The sequence below is a fragment of the Streptomyces sp. NPDC051064 genome (assembly GCF_044455985.1).
GTDB lineage: Bacteria > Actinomycetota > Actinomycetes > Streptomycetales > Streptomycetaceae > Streptomyces.
In genome coordinates this window covers 237,800-254,751 of the sequence record NZ_JBITFK010000005.1, presented here as the reverse complement: position 1 = coordinate 254,751, position 16,952 = coordinate 237,800, and the positions used below count along the sequence as shown (strand labels likewise).

9 protein-coding genes are annotated in these 16,952 nt (G+C 73.1%); 7 read left to right on the top strand and 2 right to left on the bottom strand.

Annotation, left to right across the window (positions count from 1 at the left end):
- Positions 1-109: 109 nt before the first annotated feature.
- The 5 genes from ACIBCU_RS19310 (at position 110) to ACIBCU_RS19290 (ending at position 12,796) form a co-directional block, all read left to right on the top strand.
- Positions 110-4,069: an acyltransferase domain-containing protein gene (locus tag ACIBCU_RS19310; protein WP_399232623.1), complete on the top strand. Its 3,960-nt coding sequence runs from the start codon at positions 110-112 to the stop codon at positions 4,067-4,069.
- A gap of 50 nt (positions 4,070-4,119) precedes the next feature.
- Positions 4,120-10,272 carry a type I polyketide synthase gene (locus tag ACIBCU_RS19305; RefSeq protein ID WP_399232620.1) on the top strand — a complete coding sequence of 2,051 codons (6,153 nt, stop codon included), beginning with the start codon at positions 4,120-4,122 and terminating at the stop codon, positions 10,270-10,272.
- 90 nt (positions 10,273-10,362) lie between these two features.
- On the top strand, positions 10,363-11,298 hold the full coding sequence (locus ACIBCU_RS19300; RefSeq protein WP_362935302.1) for an aromatase/cyclase: 936 nt from the start codon (positions 10,363-10,365) through the stop codon (positions 11,296-11,298).
- Between the two features lie 56 nt (positions 11,299-11,354).
- Positions 11,355-11,612: an acyl carrier protein gene (locus ACIBCU_RS19295; protein WP_399232617.1), complete on the top strand. Its 258-nt coding sequence runs from the start codon at positions 11,355-11,357 to the stop codon at positions 11,610-11,612.
- 26 nt (positions 11,613-11,638) lie between these two features.
- Complete coding sequence (locus tag ACIBCU_RS19290; RefSeq protein ID WP_399232615.1) at positions 11,639-12,796, top strand: acyl-CoA dehydrogenase family protein; 1,158 nt, start codon at positions 11,639-11,641, stop codon at positions 12,794-12,796.
- 30 nt (positions 12,797-12,826) lie between these two features.
- Here the strand turns inward: ACIBCU_RS19290 and ACIBCU_RS19285 are convergent, their stop codons facing one another.
- Positions 12,827-14,044, bottom strand: coding sequence for a beta-ketoacyl synthase N-terminal-like domain-containing protein (locus ACIBCU_RS19285; protein WP_362935293.1), 1,218 nt, complete (start codon positions 14,042-14,044; stop codon positions 12,827-12,829).
- Positions 14,041-15,309: a beta-ketoacyl-[acyl-carrier-protein] synthase family protein gene (locus ACIBCU_RS19280; protein WP_329815732.1), complete on the bottom strand. Its 1,269-nt coding sequence runs from the start codon at positions 15,307-15,309 to the stop codon at positions 14,041-14,043. Before ACIBCU_RS19280 ends, ACIBCU_RS19285 begins: the two co-directional genes overlap by 4 nt.
- Before the next feature lie 193 nt (positions 15,310-15,502).
- Here ACIBCU_RS19280 and ACIBCU_RS19275 point away from each other — a divergent pair, with 193 nt between their 5' ends.
- Complete coding sequence (locus tag ACIBCU_RS19275; RefSeq protein ID WP_329815731.1) at positions 15,503-15,973, top strand: SRPBCC domain-containing protein; 471 nt, start codon at positions 15,503-15,505, stop codon at positions 15,971-15,973.
- A complete protein-coding gene (locus ACIBCU_RS19270; RefSeq protein ID WP_362935288.1) occupies positions 15,970-16,935 on the top strand; it encodes an MBL fold metallo-hydrolase in 966 nt (321 codons plus the stop codon). The genes ACIBCU_RS19275 and ACIBCU_RS19270 overlap by 4 nt, the downstream gene beginning before the upstream one ends.
- The last annotated feature ends 17 nt before the right edge of the window (positions 16,936-16,952 follow it).

Here is a 16,952-nt window from a genome sequence, read left to right as displayed (position 1 = left end):
GTCAAAACCGGCTCGAGGCCGGATGGAGCCCCCGCGGTTCGAACCGTTCTCAGGCGTGGCTCGAACGCCGGGACGCACCGTGTGGCCGAATCCCAGGAAAGGTACGTGGATGCCGCTCTTGCCCCCGACCACCCGGCCCGTCGCCCTGATGTTCGCCGGACAGGGCGCCCAGCACCCCAGGATGGCGGCGGGCCTCTACGGCCACGACGAGTCGTTCACCGCCTGGATGGACCGTGCCTTCACGCTGTACGAGGACGCCGGACCCGCGTTGCGGTCCGAGTGGCTGGCCGAGCGCCCCTCACCCCTGTACGACGACGTGTCGGTGGCCCAGCCCCTGCTGTACGCGGTGAACCACGCGCTCGGCCGGATGCTGCTGGAGCGAGGTGTGCGCCCGGTGGCCCTGATCGGACACAGCGTCGGGGAACTCGCGGCCGCCACCCTGGCCGGAGTGCTCGACTTCACCGACGGGGTCCGGCTGTTGCGCGACCGCGTCCGGCAGTTCGCCGACACCCCGCCGGGCGGGATGCTCGCCGTGGCGGCCTCGGAGGCCGACGTCGCAGACCTCCTGAACGCTGATGTACACCTGGCGGCGGTCAACGCCCCCCGGCAACTGCTGCTGGCCGGCGCGGAGGCCCCGCTGGCGCGGGCGGCTCGGACGCTGGAGGAACGGGGACTGATCTGCCGCAAGGTACGAGCCCGGCAGGCGTTCCACAGCCCCCTGGTCGCCGAGGCGGTGACGGCCTCCCTGCCGGACTGGCGGGCCACCGGACTGCGGCCCCCGCAACTGCCCCTGTACTCCGCCTACACCCGGGGCCTGCTCACCGACCGGGACGCGGTGGACCCGTACTTCTGGGCCGGGCAGGCCGCCGCGACCGTCCATTTCGCCCCCACACTCACCGGGCTGCTGGCCGACCACGACTGTCTGCTGGTCGAGGCCGGACCGGGCAACAGCCTCAGCGTCCTGGCCCGCAGACAGCCGTCCGTGGTCGCCCGCCGTAGCTCCGTGCTGCCGCTGCTGCCCGACCGGTGCCGGGGCGACGAGGCCGACCGCCGGGAGACCGCAGCGGCCGTGGAGCGGCTGTTCGCGCCGCTGGAAGCGCCCGCGCGCACGCTGCCACCGCCCGCCCGACCGCCGAATCCGGAGGAGACCGTGTCCCAGAACCCGACCCGACGACCCACGCCCCGGCAGCAGGAACCTGTCGCGGTGGTCGGCATGTCCTGCCGGTTCCCCGGCGCCGACGGCCTCGACGCGTTCTGGCGGCTGTTGATCTCCGGCAGCGAGGCCATCGGCCCGGCCGGGAGCCGGCGGACCGGGCGCCGCGACGGCGGCTACCTCGACGGCGTCGAACTCTTCGACGCCGAGTTCTTCCAGATGCCCGCGCCGGAGGCCGCCGCGACGGATCCCCAGCAGCGGCTGCTCCTCGAACTGGCCTGGCACGCCCTGGAGGACGCCCGGACCGCTCCCGACACCCTCTCCCGGGAGCCTGTCGGCGTCTTCGTCGGCAACTGCGCCGACGACTATTCCCTGATGGGCCGGACCGCCGGGACCGCCACCGCCTACACGATGACCGGGACCGGCCGGGCGTTCCTGGCCAACCGCCTCTCCCACTTCCTCGGTTTCACCGGCCCCAGCCTGACCGTCGACACCGGGCAGTCCTCGTCGCTCAGCGCCCTCCACCAAGCGCTGCGGTCGCTGGAGGCGGGGGAGTGCTCGGCGGCTCTCGTCGCAGGGGTGCAGCTCAACCTCGCCGCCGAGGGCGACGACGCCGTCCAGGCGCTCGGCGCCCTCTCGCCCCGGGGGCGGTGCCACACGTTCGACTCCCGGGCCGACGGGATCGTCCGGGGCGAGGGGGCCGGCGTCCTGCTCCTCAAGCCGCTGGAGCGAGCGCTCGCCGACGGCGACCGGATCTACTGCACCGTGCTGGGCAGCGCCATGAACAGCGACGGCGGACGGACCGGCCTCACCGCGCCCAGCAGCGAGGCCCAGCAGTCGGTGCTCACCGCCGCCTGCCGGTGCGCGGGCGTCGCGCCCGAAGACGTCTCCTACGTCGAACTGCACGGTACGGGAACGGCGTTGGGCGACCCGGTCGAGGCGTCCGCGCTCGGCGCGGTGCACGGCTCCGGGCGGCCGTCGGACTTCCCCCTGTGGGTCGGCTCGGTCAAGACGAACATCGGCCACCTGGAGGGCGCGGCGGGCATCGCGGGCTTCATCAAGACCGCGCTCGGCCTGCACCACGGCGAGCTGCCGGCCAGCCTCAACTACCAGGAGCCCAACCCGGCGATCGACCTCGACGCGAACCGGCTGCGGGTGTGCGCGGTCCGTGGCACGTGGCCTCGACGACCGGAGCCGTCCATCGCCGGTGTCTCCTCGTTCGGCCTCGGCGGCACCAACTGCCATGTGGTGCTGGGTGAACACCCCGCCGGGACCGTCCCCGCGAGCCCGGAGACGGATGCCGCCACCCCCGTGCCCGTCCTGGTGTCCGGCCGCAGCGACCCGGCGATGCGCCGGCACGCGGCCGCCTTCGCCGACGCCCTCGACCCCGCGCGCCGGGACCCGGCAGCGGACCCGGTGTCCCTGGCCGACATCGGCCTCTCCTCCGTCACCACCCGGACACTCCTGCACCACCGGGGCGCGGTCGTCGCGAGCGACCTCGACGAACTGGTCGCCCGGCTTCGGGTGCTCGCCGACGGCCCGCACCCCGACGCCCCCGGCGTCGTCGAGGGAACCCCCGGCGAAGGTCTCACCGCTTACCTCTTCCCTGGGCAGGGGGCGCAGCAGCCCGGCATGGGCCAGCGGCTCCACAAGGAGTTCGAGGTGTTCGCCCGCACCTTCGACGCGGCATGCGCCGCGATGGAGCCGGCCCTCGGCGCGAGCCTCGCCGACATCCTGTGGGGCCGCGACGACCTGCCCGACCGGCGCCACCACGCCCAGCCCGCGCTGTTCGCCCTGGAGGCCGCCCTCTACCGGCTGTTCGAGTCCTGGGGCATGGCGCCGGACCTGCTGCTCGGCCACTCCCAGGGCGAGATCACCGCCGCGCACGTGGCGGGCGTCCTGTCCCTGGAGGACGCGGCGCTGTTCGTCGCGCGCCGCAGCCGGCTCATCAACACCCTGCCGCCCGGCGGCGCGATGATCGCAGTACAGGCCGCGGAGAGGGAGGCGCGGGGCCTGCTCGGCCCCGAGCCCGGACCGGTCTCCGTCGCCGCCGTCAACAGCCCGCAGTCCCTCGTGCTCTCCGGCGAGGAGAAGGCCACCCTCGCGGCTGCGGCCCACTTCGAGCAGCTGGGCCGCCGCACCCGCCGGCTGCGGATCGCCGTTGCCGGGCACTCCCCGCTGATGGAACCGATCCAAGCCGAACTGCTCGCGCTGGCCGAGGGGCTCACCTGGCATCCGCCCACCGGCCCGCGCATCATCTCGGCGGTGACCGGCCGGCCGGTGATCCCCGGGGAGATCGACCGCCCGGAACACTGGCCGCACCACCTGCGCGCCACCGTGCGGTTCGGGCCCGCGCTGCGCACCGCGCACGACCTCGGCGCCCGGTTCTTCGTCGAGATCGGTCCGGGGCGGGGCCTGGTGAACATGGCGGCGGAGACCGTGGACCTGGGCGAGGCCCTCTTCAGCGCGCCGATGGCCGACCGGGACGAGGTGGCGGGCGTCGCCGGGACCGCCGCCGCGACCTACGTCTTCGGCGCGCCGATCGATCCGGGGGCGGTCCACGGCCCGCATGCCCGCCGCACCGACCTGCCGCCCTACCCCTTCGGGCGCGAACCGTTCTGGCTCGACACCGTGCCGTCCACCGCGCCGCTGCCCGCCGAACCCACCGCGCAGTGGTCCGGCGACCTCTACGAACTGGTCGTCAGCAGCACCCTGAGCACCCTCGGGCTGCCCCCGGCCACCGAACTCGACCTGCACGAGAACTTCAACGCGCTCGGTCTGGACTCCCGGATGGCCGTCACCCTGCGCACGGTGCTCACCCGCGCCACCGGGCGGTCCATGCCCACAACCCTGCTGTTCGACCACCCCACCCCGGGGGCCCTGATCGAGGCCCTGGGGAGCGACGCGCCGCTGTAGCCCCGTCCGCCCCGGCCCCACCTTCCACGCGACGAAAGGCCTTGAGCACCATGACCCAGGAAATACCTGCTCCCCACGGGGGCCAGGAACCGATCGCCATCGTGTCCATGGGCTGCCGGTATCCGGGAGGCGTACGGTCCCCGGAGGACCTCTGGAGGCTCGTCGCGTCCGGCGGCGACGCCATCTCCCCGTTCCCCGGCAACCGCGGCTGGGACCTGTCCGATGCCGACGGGCGCTCCAGCACGCGGCACGGTGGGTTCGTCCACGACGCGGACCTGTTCGACGCCAAGTTCTTCGGCATCTCACCCCGCGAGGCCGCCGGGATGGACCCGCAGCAGCGGCTGCTCCTCGAAGTGGCATGGGAGACCTTCGAACGGGCCGGCCTCGACAAGGACACGCTGGCCGGCAGCGACACCGGCGTATTCGTCGGCGCTATGGCCCAGGAGTACGGGCCCCGGCTGCACGAGGACAACGAGGACGCGGGCGGCTACCGGATCACCGGCAGCACCACCAGCGTCGCGTCGGGCCGCATCGCCTACTGGTTCGGCCTGCGCGGCCCCGCACTCACCGTCGACACCGCCTGCTCCTCCTCGCTGGTCGCCCTGCACCTCGCTGTCCAGGCGCTGCGCCAGGGCGAGTGCGACCGCGCGCTGGCCGGCGGGGTCGCGGTGATGCCGACCCCCGGCATGTTCATCGACTTCAGCCGCCAGGGCGGACTGTCCCCGGACGGACGCTGCCGCTCCTACTCCGACGACGCCAACGGCACCGCCTGGTCGGAGGGCGCCGGCCTGCTCCTGCTGGAGCGGCAGTCGGACGCCCTCGCCCACGGCCACGAGATCCTCGCCCTGATCCGGGGCAGCGCGACCAACCAGGACGGTGCGAGCAACGGGCTGACCGCGCCCAGCAAGTCCGCCCAGGAGAAGGTCATCTCGCTCGCCCTGGACCGGGCGGGGCTCCACCCGCACACCGTCGACCTGGTGGAGGGGCACGGCACCGGCACCGAACTGGGTGACCCGATCGAAGCCCGCGCGCTGGCGGCAGCCTACGGCTCGGGCCGTACCGCGGAGCGCCCGCTGTGGCTCGGCTCGCTGAAGTCCAATCTGGGACACGCGCAGGCCGCCGCCGGCGTGGGCGGCGTGATCAAGGTCGTGCAGGCGATGCGCGCCGGGGTCATGCCCGCCACCCTTCACACGGGCACCCCGAGCCGGCACGTGGACTGGGCGAGCAGCGGTCTCGCCCTGCTGCACGAGGCCCGTGACTGGAACCGGGCGGAGGAAGGTCCCCGGCGTGCCGGGGTCTCCTCCTTCGGCATCAGCGGAAGCAACGCCCACGTGGTCCTGGAGGAGGCCGTCCGGGCCCCTGCCCCGGAGCCGACGGAGGACGCACCCGCCGGGGGCCCCCACGTCTGGCAGCTGTCCGCCCCGAGCCCCGACGCCCTGCGCACCCAGGCGGCGGCCCTAGGCGCATTCCTCACCGACGCCCCTGACACCGCGCCCGAGGACGTCTCCCGGGTCCTCCGCTCCCGTACCCGCTTCGCTCACCGGGCCGCCGTGGTCGCCGACGACGCCGCTGACCTCGCCCGCGGACTCGGCCAGTTGGCCTCGGGGACCTACGAACCCCCCTCGCCCGGCCGCTACCGATCGCCGACCGTGCTGAGAGGCGAGGCCCGGCAGGGCTCCGCCGGACCGGTGTTCGTCTTCCCCGGCCAGGGGTCGCAGTGGCGGGGGATGGGCCGGGAGCTGATGGACCGGTCGGAGCCGTTCCGCCGCAGCGTCGAGGCGTGCGAACGGGCACTGGAGCCGTACGTCGACTGGCGGCTGTCCGAAGTGCTGCGTGGCGAGGACCTGGACCGCGTCGACGTCGTCCAGCCCGCGCTGTTCGCGGTGATGGTGTCGCTGGCCCGGATGTGGGAGGCGGCCGGGGTGCGGCCCGCGGCCGTCGTCGGCCACTCGCAGGGTGAGATCGCCGCAGCGCACGTGGCCGGGGTGCTCACCCTCGACGACGCGTGCCGGATCGTCGCCCTGCGGAGCAAGGCCCTGCACACGGTTGCGGGCAGCGGCGGAATGGTCTCCGTGCCGCTGGGTGCGGAAGCGACCCAGGGACTGCTGGACGCGGCGGACGGCACGAACGGGAAGGCCGGGATCGCCGCGCTCAACGGGCCTTCCAGCACGGTCGTGGCGGGCGGTGTCCCGTCGTTGGAGGGCCTGCTGGCCGTCTGCGAGGCGCGCGGGATCGACGCCCGGCGCATCGAGGTCGACTACGCCTCGCACACCGAGGCCATGGACGTCCTGCGCGAACCGCTGGCCGAGGGCCTGTCCGGCGTCGCTCCGGGCCCCGGGACCGTGCCGGTGTATTCGACGCTGACCGGCGAGCCGATCGAGGCCTCGGCCATGGACGCCTCGTACTGGTTCGAGAACCTGCGCAACCCCGTGCGCTTCCAGGAGGCGGTCCAGCGGCTCGTGGACCGCAGACACCGGGTGTTCGTCGAGGTCAGCCCGCACCCGGTCCTCACCTTCGGTCTGCAGGCGATCCTGGAGGCCGCGGGAGTGCGCGGCTCGGTCCTGGAAACCGTCCGGCGCGGCAGCGCAGGCCCCGGGCAGTTCCTCACCTCGGCCGCCGCGGCCCAGGCCGTCGGCGTCCCCGTGGACCTCGGTCCGCTCCAGCCGCCGGGCCGCCGGGCCGTGCTGCCGACCTACGCCTTCGACCGCAGCCGCTACTGGGCGAGTGCCCCGGAAGGCGTACCAGCCTCCGAAGCCGGGCCGGACACGGGCGACTTCGCGTTGCGGTCACTCGAACTGCCGACGGGAACGACGGTGTTCGCCGCGCGTCTCGACCCGGCGCGTCACCCCTGGCTCGCCGACCACCGGGTGCGCGGCACCGTGCTCGCCCCGGCGACGGCCTTCCTGGCGCTGCTCGCCGAGGCGGGACGGGCGGCCGGACTTCCTGTTGTCCAGGAGCTGACCCTGGGCGTTCCGCTGATCTCCCCCGAGGACACCGCGGCCGATCTCCGCGTGCTGCTGGAACCGGCGGACGCAGCGGGCCACCGCCGTCTCACCGTCCACGCCTGCCCCGCCGACGGGGAAGCCTGGACGGCCCACGCCTCCGGCGTGCTGGCCCCCGGGAGCCCGCAGGCGGACACGGCGCCCTCGGTCGCCTGGCCGCCCGCCGACGCCTCCCGCATCGACCTGAGCGACGCCTACCTTCGGCTGGCCGCGCGCGGTTACGGCTACGGTCCGGCCTTCGCCGGGCTGCGCGGGATGTGGGTGCGCGGCTCCGACACCTTCGCCGAGGTGAGCCTGCCCGACGGGACCGCGGAGGGCTCCGGAGCCACCGTGCACCCGGCGCTGCTCGACGCCGCCCTGCACGCCGCGATCCTCCGGAGCGGCGGCGAACTGGTGGTCCCCTTCGCCTGGCGGGACGTCACCCTCGCGCCTTCCACGACCCGTGGCCTGCGGGTGCGCATCAGCACCGAGGGCGACGAGGTCACCGTGCACTGTGCCGACACGCTGGGCCGGACCGTCGCCACCGTCGCCTCGCTCACGATGCGCCCCCTCGCGGAGGAAGCGGCGCCCGGCGGCCTCGACGAGGAGGGAGCGGGGCTCGCCCTGCACTGGGCCCCGGTCCCGGACACCCCCGAGGCGCTCGCCCCGGACGCCTGGGCGGCGCTGTCCACCCCTGGACTGGGCGCCACGCACGACTTCCCCGGGCTCGACGGGGTCGCCCGGCCCGCGCCCGCGGTCCTCGTCGCCGCTCTCGGCGGCGACGGGAGCGAGAACACGCTGACGGCCGATGTGGACGCGCTCGCCGGGGAGACGACCGACCTGCTCCAGAGCTGGCTGGCGGACCCCGGGTTCGCCTCGGCGCGCCTGGCGGTGCTCACCCGGGGCGCGCAGTCCGTCGTCGACCGTGAACCGGTGCGCCACCTGGCCTCCTCGGTGATCACCGGGCTGGTCAGGACCGCCCAGGCGGAACACCCCGACGCCTTCCAGCTGATCGACATCGACGACGACCCGGCGTCCCTCCGGGCGCTGCCGCGTGCTCTGGCCACCGGCGAACCGGAGGTGGCGGTCCGGGCCGGGGTACTGCTCCGCCCCCGGCTGCGGATGCCGTCCGGCGACACGCTCCGGGAGCCGGACGGCCACCGCGCCTGGCGGCTCGATGTGACCAGCAAGGGGACCCTCGACCACCTCGCCCTGCTGCCACACCCGGAGGCGGAGGCCTCCCTCGGTCCCCGGGAGGTCCGCATCGAGGTCCGCGCGGCCGGGCTCAACTTCCGCGACATCGCGGTCGGCCTCGGTCTGGTGGCCAGTGAGAAGACCATGGGCAGCGAAGGGTCGGGCGTCGTCGTCGAAACCGGCGTCGACGTCACCCGGTTCGCCGCCGGGGACCAGGTGTTCGGAGTCTTCGAACGCTCCCTGGGCCCGCTCGCGGTCGTCGACGAGCGCATGGTCAGACCGCTGCCGGCCGGGTGGAGCCACGCCCAGGCCGCGAGCGTGCCGATCGTGTTCATCACCGCCTACCAGTGCCTGGTCGAGGTGGCCGACGTCCGCCCCGGCGAGTCGGTGCTCATCCACACCGCCACCGGGGGCGTCGGACTCGCCGCGATTCAACTGGTGCGTCACCTGGGCGGCGAGGTGTTCGCCACCGCGAGCGCCGGCAAGCAGCACACCCTGCGCGCCTGGGGCGTCCCCGAGGATCACATCGCCTCCTCCCGTACCCTGGACTTCGCCGACGCCTTCCGCGCCGTCACCGGTGGACGCGGCGTGGACGTCGTTCTCAACTCCCTGGCCAAGGAAGCGATCGACGCCTCGCTGGGGCTGCTCGCCCCGGGCGGACGGTTCGCGGAGATGGGGAAGACCGACATCCGCGACATCGGGCGGACCGAGGCCGACCACCCGGGCATCACCTACCGGGCCTACAACATCCTGGGGATCTCCCCCGACCGCATCGGCGAGGTGCTGGACGAGCTGATCGCCCTGTTCGAGAGCGGCGCCCTGGCTCATCTGCCGCTACGCACCTGGGACGTCCACGAGGGCCGGACGCCCTTGCGGATGCTGAGCCGGGCCAAGCATCGCGGCAAGCTCGTCCTGACCATGCCGCGCGCCGTCGACCCGAACCGGCCCGCACTCGTCACCGGGGGTACCGACGGGCTGGGCGCCCGGGTGGCCCGCCATCTCGTCGCCGCGCACGGCGCCCGCAGGCTGCTGTTGCTGAGCCGCCGCGGCCCGGACACCCCGGGAGCGACGGAACTGCGGGACGAACTGGCCGCCTCCGGGGCGGAGGCGACCGTCATGGCCTGCGACGTCACAGACCGGGCCGCGCTCGCCAAGGTGATCGCCGAGAACCCGCCCGGCAGCGTCTTCCACACCGCGGGGGTGCTCGCCGACGCGCCGCTCACCCAGCTCACACCCGCCCGGCTCCGCGCGGTGACGGCTCCCAAGGCACACGGCGCCTGGCACCTCCACGACCTCACCCGCGATCTCGACCTGTCGGCGTTCGTCCTGTTCTCCTCGGCGTCCGGAGTGATCGGCAGTCCGGGCCAGGCCAACTACACGGCGGCCAACACCTTCCTCGACGCGCTCGCCCAGCACCGGCGGGCCCAGGGCCTGGAGGCCACCTCGGTGGCCTGGGGGCTGTGGGCCGAGCAGACCGGGATGACCTCGCACCTGTCCGAGCGGGCCGTCGGCGCCCTGGCAGGCATGGGGATCGCGCCCATCGCCACGGACCGCGCGCTGCGGCTGCTGGAGGAGGCGCTCGCCTCGGCGGGATCGCTCCGGGTACCGCTGCGGCCGGCGCTCACCGGCATCCGGCCGGGCAGCAGGGCCGCCCGCCTGTTCGAGGAACTGACCGGTCCGAACGACTCGCCCGCCCCGACCGGGAGCCGCGACCTCCCCGCCCATGGGCCGCGGGAGACGGGGCAGGCACGGCAGACCGGGGCGCTTCCCACGGAACAGCCCTCCGAAGAGGCGTTCCTGACGCTCGTCCGCTCCCACGCCGCCGACGTGCTCGGCTACGGGGACGCCTCCGCGGTCGGGACGGACGAGGGTTTCCGGGACCTCGGCTTCGACTCACTGCTCAGTGTCGACCTGCGCAACCGGCTCAACGCGGCCACGGGACTGCGGCTGCCTGCCGACGTGGTCCTGAAGAACCCGACGCCGCGCGCCCTGGTCGAGTCCATGATCAAGGCACTCGGCGAGGCGTGACGGGCCGCTGGATCACCACTGTAGGGCCGCTCGACGTGGCCCTGCCAGATTCCCCGTACCGCGTTCGCGGACCGGGAGGAAGGGTTCGAGATGAGCAAGACCGAGGTGACCCACACCATCACTGTGCCCGCCGGGGCGGACGCCGTGTACCGCGTCGTGTCCGACGTCGGGCTGTGGCCGCTGTACTTCCCGCCCACGCTCCGGGCCGAGCGGGTGTCGGGGGACGACCGTGAGGAACGCATCCGGATCTGGGCCATGGCCAACGACGAGATCCGCACCTGGGAGTCCCGTCGTCGGCTGCGCCCCGAGGAGCACCGGGTCGAGTTCGAGCAGGCCACTCCCACCGACCCGGTCGCCGCGATGGGCGGCGCGTGGTCGGTGACGGAGCACGGCGACGGGACCAGTACGGTCGTCCTCGACCACTTCTACCGCGCCACCGGCGACGACCCGGACCAACTCGCCCGTATCGCACGGGCGGTGGAGGACAACAGCACATCCGAACTGGAGCACCTGCGCCGGGCGGTCGAGCGGGGTGGGAGCGAGCGGGAACTGCTGCTGGACTTCTCCGACTCGCTGACCATCCGCGGCTCCCTGAAGGACACGTACGACTTCCTGTACGACGTGCGGCACTGGCCGGACCGCATCCCGCACGTGCTGCGCATCGGACTCCGCGAGGACGCCGAGGGCCTCCAGCACATGGAGATGGACACCCGCTCACCGGACGGCTCGGTCCACACGACCGTCTCGGGCCGGGTCTGCGAGCCGCAGCGGCGCATCGTCTACAAGCAGGTGAAGCTGCCGCCCGCGCTCCAGGCGCACAACGGCGAATGGCTGTTCACCTCGCCCGCCGACGGTGTGGTCGAGGTGACCTCCCGGCACCGGGTGATCCTCGACCCCGAGGGCATCGCGGCGCTGCCCGACCCGCCCGCGTCACTCGAAGCGGCCCGCAAGGCCGTACGCGACTCCCTGGGCGCGAACAGCCGGGCGACGCTGGCCAGGGCCCAGGAGTACGTCGAGGCCCGCTGAACCACACCGCAGTCCGCACCGAACGCAGTCACACCCTACGAGAAAGGCGACCCGCCATGGCCGAACTGACGATCGACGAGCTGAGGACGTTCCTGAAGAGCGCGATGGGGGAGGACGAGACGATCGACCTCTCCGGAGACATCCTGGACACCCGACTGACCGACCTGGGCTTCGACTCGCTCGCCGTCATCGCGACCACGAGCAGCCTGGAGCAGCACTTCGGACTCAAGCTTCCGGAGGACGGGATATCGGAGATCGAGACGCCCAGGGACTTCCTCGACGCCTTCAACCAGCAGCTCTCCCAGGCGGCGTGAGCGGCGACGACGTCCGGGAGGCTCCGATGACGGACGGTCTGCTGAAGCGGGTACGGACCTTCGTGCACGCGGAGGTCCTGCCCCGGACGGACCATCTCGACAGCCTCCCGGAGGCGCCCACCAGGGAGTCGGCCCGGTTGCACGAGGCCGGTCTCGCCAATTGGTGGATCCCCGCCGCCTACGGGGGGCAAGGGGTCCCCCTGGTGGACAGCGTCGACATCGTCTCCGAACTCGCCTATGGAGACGCCGGGTTCGCCTTCGGGTCGTTTCTCTCCATCCTCGGCACCACCATGCTTCAGCTCTGCGGCGACGACGAGCTGGTGCGCGAGCCGCTGGAGCGGCTGGCCCGCGACGGCGGCGTCTGCGCGATCCTCGCCAGCGAGGAGGAGGCCGGCAGCGAACTCGCCCGGATCAGCACCACGTTCCGGCGCGACGGCGGTCGACTGGTTCTCGACGGTGACAAGTTCTTCTCCACCAACGCGGACGCGGCCGGGCTGCTGCTGGTGGTGGCCCGGGACGCCGAGGACGCGGCCGACTTCCGGGTGCTGCTGGTCCCTCGCGACACCCCCGGGCTGGAGATCGTCAAACGCTGGGACATGGTCGGCATGCGGGGCTCTGCCACCTACCGGGTCCGGCTCCAGGACTGTTCGGTGCCCGCCGCGCACACCCTGCGCGGCAACGGGCTGCGCAACCTGGAGATGGGGCTCAACGCCAGCAGAATCCTGATCGCCTCCACCGCGATCGGGGCGTCCCGCCGGGTCCGCGATCTCTGTATGGAGTACGCGGCGGTGAAGCAGGTCAAGGGCGCCCGGCTGGCGGACAACGCCGTGTTCGCCGGGAAGCTCGGTCAGATCGAGATGCTCATCGACGTGATGCGCCACCAGTGCCGGGCGGCGGCAGCGGAGTTCGACCGGTACCTGTCGGGCGCCGAACCGGCCTCCGCCCTGTACCGGACCGGCACGCTGCGCTCGGCGCTGGCCGCGAAGATGTACTGCGGCCAGGCCGGCTGGCAGGTGGCCACCACGGGGTCCGAGATGTTCGGCGGTCTCGGCTACACCCACGACCACCCGGTCGAGAAGCTGGTACGCGACCTGCGGTACGTCGGTCTGGTCGAGGGCGGCGACGACGTCGTCCGCGATCTGCTGTACACGCGCTTCGTGGTGCCGGCGGGCAAGCGGCGCTGACCGGTACGGGACGGCCGCGCCGCCTCCGGCTCACGGAGCGGTGAGAACCATCGCCGAGGCGAAACCGCCGTGCCCCCGGGCCAGCACCAGCGCACAACGCAGGCTCGCGGTGCGCGGCTCTCCGACGACCAGGTCGATCCTGGGGTCGACGAGATCGCGCACCGTGCCGGGCACCGCCGGTACGACCCCGTCACGCAGGCTCAGCACCGCGGTGACGACATCGAGGGCGGAACCGCCGGATATCAGTCGGCCCACCAGCGACTTGGGTGCGCTGACCGGCACCCGCCGCGACCCGAACAGCCGCTCGATCGCCGCCGCCTCGGCCCGGTCGAGCGGAACGCTGCCGGACGCGTCGGCGAACACCACGTCGACGTCCTCCGGGATGAGCCCGGCGTCCGAGAGCGCCGCACGGGCCGCCCGCAGCAGACCGTCGCCCCCGGACCCGGTCACATCCGGGTCGAACGCGGCCCCATGCCCGGCCACCACCCCGTACACCGTCTCCGCACCGCGCTCCTCGGCGGCCGTGCGGGACTCCAGGACCAGCACCGCGCCGCCCTCGCCCGGCACGAAGCCGGTGGAGTCCGCGCGGAAGGGCAGATACGCCCGGTCCGGGTCGGTGCTGCCGCTGACCCCGGGCGCCGCCGAAACGGTGGAGATCCCGTACGGGCACAGCAGGCTGTCGAAGCCGCCTGTCGTCATCACCTGCGTCCCCTTGCGGACCCGCCTGCGGGCGAAGGCCATCGAGTCCAGGCCGCCGGCCTGCTCCGAGACCACGACCCCGCCCGGCCCCCGCATGCCGCTCCTGATGGAGATCTGGCCGGTGTTGACCGCGTAATACCAGGCGAAGGACATGTACGGGCTGACGGACTCCCAGCCGGTTCCCCACAGTTGCTGAAGCTGCTGCTGGCCGAACTCCAGGCCGCCCGTGGAGCTGGAGACGGCCACGCCGACCGCGTACTCGGGCAGCTCGGCGGGATCGATCCCGGCGTCGGACAGGGCCCCCTCGGCGCAGATCAGGGCGAGCCGCGTCAGCCGGTCCGTTTGCGGTGTCAGCTTCTTGGGGAAGGCGAACTCCGCGTCGAACGCGGGTATCTCGGCGGCCAGCCGTACGGGATAACCCGCGGCGTCGAACCGGCTGATCGGCCGGATTGCCGACACGCCCTTGAGGGTCGCTTCCCAATAGGCGTCGAGTCCGGCCCCGTTGGGCGCGATCACATCGACGCCGGTGACGACGACATCCTGATTCATGAGACGCTCCGCTCCAGGTTCTTGAGTACCATCGCGCTCTGGAATCCGCCGAAACCGCTGCCGACGGTGAGGACGGCGCCGAGCTCGCGCTCGCGGGCGGTGTTCGGCACGTAGTCCAGATCGCACTCGGGATCGGCCTCGTGCAGGTTGGCCGTGGGGACGACCACGCCGTGCCGCATGGACAACGCGCAGGCCGCGATCTCGATGGAGCCGATCGCCCCCAGGGAATGGCCGACGCTCGCCTTGATGCCGCTCATCGGCGTGCGGTAGGCATGGTCCCCGAGGCTGAGCTTGACCGCGGCCGTCTCGTGCCGGTCGTTCTGCTTGGTGCCCGAGCCGTGGGCGTTGACATAGTCGATGGCGGTCGGGTCGAGCCTCGCGTCGCCCAGAGCCAGGTCGATCGCCTCGGACATCTCCTTGCCGTCCGCCTTGAGCCCGGTCATGTGGAAGGCGTTGCACCGGGACGCGTAGCCGGCCACCTCGGCGTAGATCGTGGCGCCGCGCCGCCGCGCGTGCTCGTACTCCTCCAGCACCAGTACGGCCGAGCCCTCGCCGAGGATCAGCCCGGTCCTGGTCCGGTCGAACGGCCGGCAGGCGGTCGCCGGGTCGTCGTTGCGGGCGGAGGTGGCCTTGATGACGTCGAAGCACGTCAGAGTGATGGGGGAGATCGGTGCGTCGGTAGCACCGGTGATCATGACATCCGCGGTGCCGTCCCGGACCAGCTCGGCCGCGTACCCCACGGAGTCGATGCCCGAGGTGCAGCCTGTGGAGATCACCGCCGCGGGTCCCAACGCCCCGGTCGTCAGGGCGACTTCCGAAGCGATCGAGCTCGGCAGGAAATAGTCGTACAGATGGGGCGGGGCGAAGGAGGGGTCGACGACCCAGTCCTTGCCGCCGTTCGACAGCACGGCGTACTCCCGCTCCATCGTCGTGGTGCCGCCGACGGCGCTGCCGATGGCCACCCCGGTGCGCTCGGCGAGCTCGCCGTCGAGTTCCAGACCGCTGTCCGCGAGGGCCTCCCCGGCCGCCACCATGGCCAGTTGCGACACCCGGTCGGTGCGCCGGGCCTGCTGGCGGGTCAGTCCCAGCGCGAGCGGGTCGAAGTCGCACTCGGCGGCGACCCGGCACCGGTGCTCGCTCGCGTCGAACTGGGTGATCGTCCTGGTCGCGGTTCTGCCACTGGTCAGGAGCTGCCAGAACGGCTCCCTCCCGATTCCGCTCGGCGCGACGACGCCGATGCCGGTGATGACTGCCCTGCGGGCCATGTGTTCCCTCCGTGACGGATGACCGGCCGGGTAGGGGTCCGGCCTGGCTCGCAGAGTGCGGGCCGCTCCTTGACTCGCGATCCAGGCGCGTTGGAGACCCGGGGGCCGTCCGGCGAGGTCGAGCGGTGCTCCGCGCGGGGTCGAGCCCGCCGGACGAGGGTGGCCGAAACCCGGCAATCGTGTGGGAGGAACCATGGGAGATCAGCTGATCCCGGATGTCAGGAAGACGGTGGTCGTCGCGGCGTCCCCGGAGCGCTGCTTCGAGACGTTCACCGAGCGGATGGCCGAGTGGTGGCCGCCGTCGCACGTGCTGCTGCGCACGCCGCGCGTCGGTCTGGCCATGGACCCGAAGGCCGACGGCCGCTACTACGAGTGGGACGCCGAGGGCAACGAGATCGACTGGGGCAAGGTCCTGGAATGGGACCCGCCGCGGCGGCTGCGGCTGACCTGGCGGATCGACGGCCGCTGGCAGTCGATCCCGGACGACGAGCGCGCCAGCGAGATCGAGGTCGTCTTCACCCCGCTGGAGGACGGCTCCACCCGGGTGGATCTGGCGCACGTCCGCCTGGACAAGCACGGTGCGGACGGCCGGCGGATCTTCGCGGCGCTGGACGGCCCGAGTCCGGGGGAGACCCTGGAGCTGTTCGCGCGGGCCGTGCGATGAGCGCTCCCGGCCGGCCGGCCGGCAGCGGCCTGGCCGCCCCGGCCCCCGACCCGGTGCGCGCGCCCTTCCCGCGGCTGCGGGAGATCGCCGAGGGCGTGCACGTCTACGAGCAGCTTCCCGGTGGGTGGTGCCTCAACAACGCGGGGCTGGTCGCCGGGGAGGACCGGTCCCTGGTCCTGGACACCGTCGCGACCCGGGCGCGGGCACTGCACCTGCGGGACGAGACACGGCGGGTGGTGCCGGGAGGACCCGATTTCGTGGTCAACACCCACTTCCACGGCGATCACGTCTTCGGCAACGAGCACTTCGTTCCCCGCGCGGCGGTGATCAGCCACGAGCAGACCCGGTCCGACATCGAGGAGGCGGGCCTCGGCCTCTGCCACCTGTGGCCGGGCGTCGACTGGGGCGAGCCCCGGCTCACCCTGCCCGACGTCACCTTCCGGGAGGCCATGACCGTGCGCCTGGGCGGACTCACCGTCGAACTGCTGGAGATCGGTCCGGCGCACACGGCCACCGACGTCGTCGCCTGGGTGCCGGAGCGCAGGGTGCTGTTCACCGGGGACGTGATCTGGTCGGGCGTCACCCCGTTCCTCCTGATGGGTTCGGTCGAAGGGTCGCTCGCGGCGGTCGAGCGGCTGCGCGCCCTCGGGCCGGAGATCGTGGTCCCGGGCCATGGCGCGGTGGCGGGCACCGACGCGCTGGACGCGACCGAGGCCTACGTCCGCTGGCTCCGCGGGATCGCCGAGGACGGACTGCGCGCGGGCCTGTCCCCACTGCGGGCGGCCCGGGCGGCCGACCCCGGCCCGTTCGTGGCCCTCGTCGACCCCGAGCGGCTCGCGGGCAATCTGCACCGCGCCTACGCCGAACTGGCGGGCCTGCCTCCGGGGGACCGGATCGATGTGGCCGCCGGGTTCCGGGACATGGTCGAGTTCCACGGCGGCCTGCCCTTCAGCGCGGCCTGACCCCAGCCGTCCCGGGC

Excerpts from the sequence above, each read along its gene's own strand:
- ACIBCU_RS19275 (WP_329815731.1), top strand. The coding sequence starts at position 15,503 with ATGGGAGATCAGCTGATCCCGGATGTCAGGAAGACGGTGGTCGTCGCG.
- ACIBCU_RS19285 (WP_362935293.1), bottom strand. The coding sequence starts at position 14,044 with ATGAATCAGGATGTCGTCGTCACCGGCGTCGATGTGATCGCGCCCAAC.
- ACIBCU_RS19300 (WP_362935302.1), top strand. The coding sequence starts at position 10,363 with ATGAGCAAGACCGAGGTGACCCACACCATCACTGTGCCCGCCGGGGCG.
- ACIBCU_RS19305 (WP_399232620.1), top strand. The coding sequence starts at position 4,120 with ATGACCCAGGAAATACCTGCTCCCCACGGGGGCCAGGAACCGATCGCC.
- ACIBCU_RS19310 (WP_399232623.1), top strand. The coding sequence starts at position 110 with ATGCCGCTCTTGCCCCCGACCACCCGGCCCGTCGCCCTGATGTTCGCC.
- ACIBCU_RS19280 (WP_329815732.1), bottom strand. The coding sequence starts at position 15,309 with ATGGCCCGCAGGGCAGTCATCACCGGCATCGGCGTCGTCGCGCCGAGC.
- ACIBCU_RS19270 (WP_362935288.1), top strand. The coding sequence starts at position 15,970 with ATGAGCGCTCCCGGCCGGCCGGCCGGCAGCGGCCTGGCCGCCCCGGCC.
- ACIBCU_RS19295 (WP_399232617.1), top strand. The coding sequence starts at position 11,355 with ATGGCCGAACTGACGATCGACGAGCTGAGGACGTTCCTGAAGAGCGCG.
- ACIBCU_RS19290 (WP_399232615.1), top strand. The coding sequence starts at position 11,639 with ATGACGGACGGTCTGCTGAAGCGGGTACGGACCTTCGTGCACGCGGAG.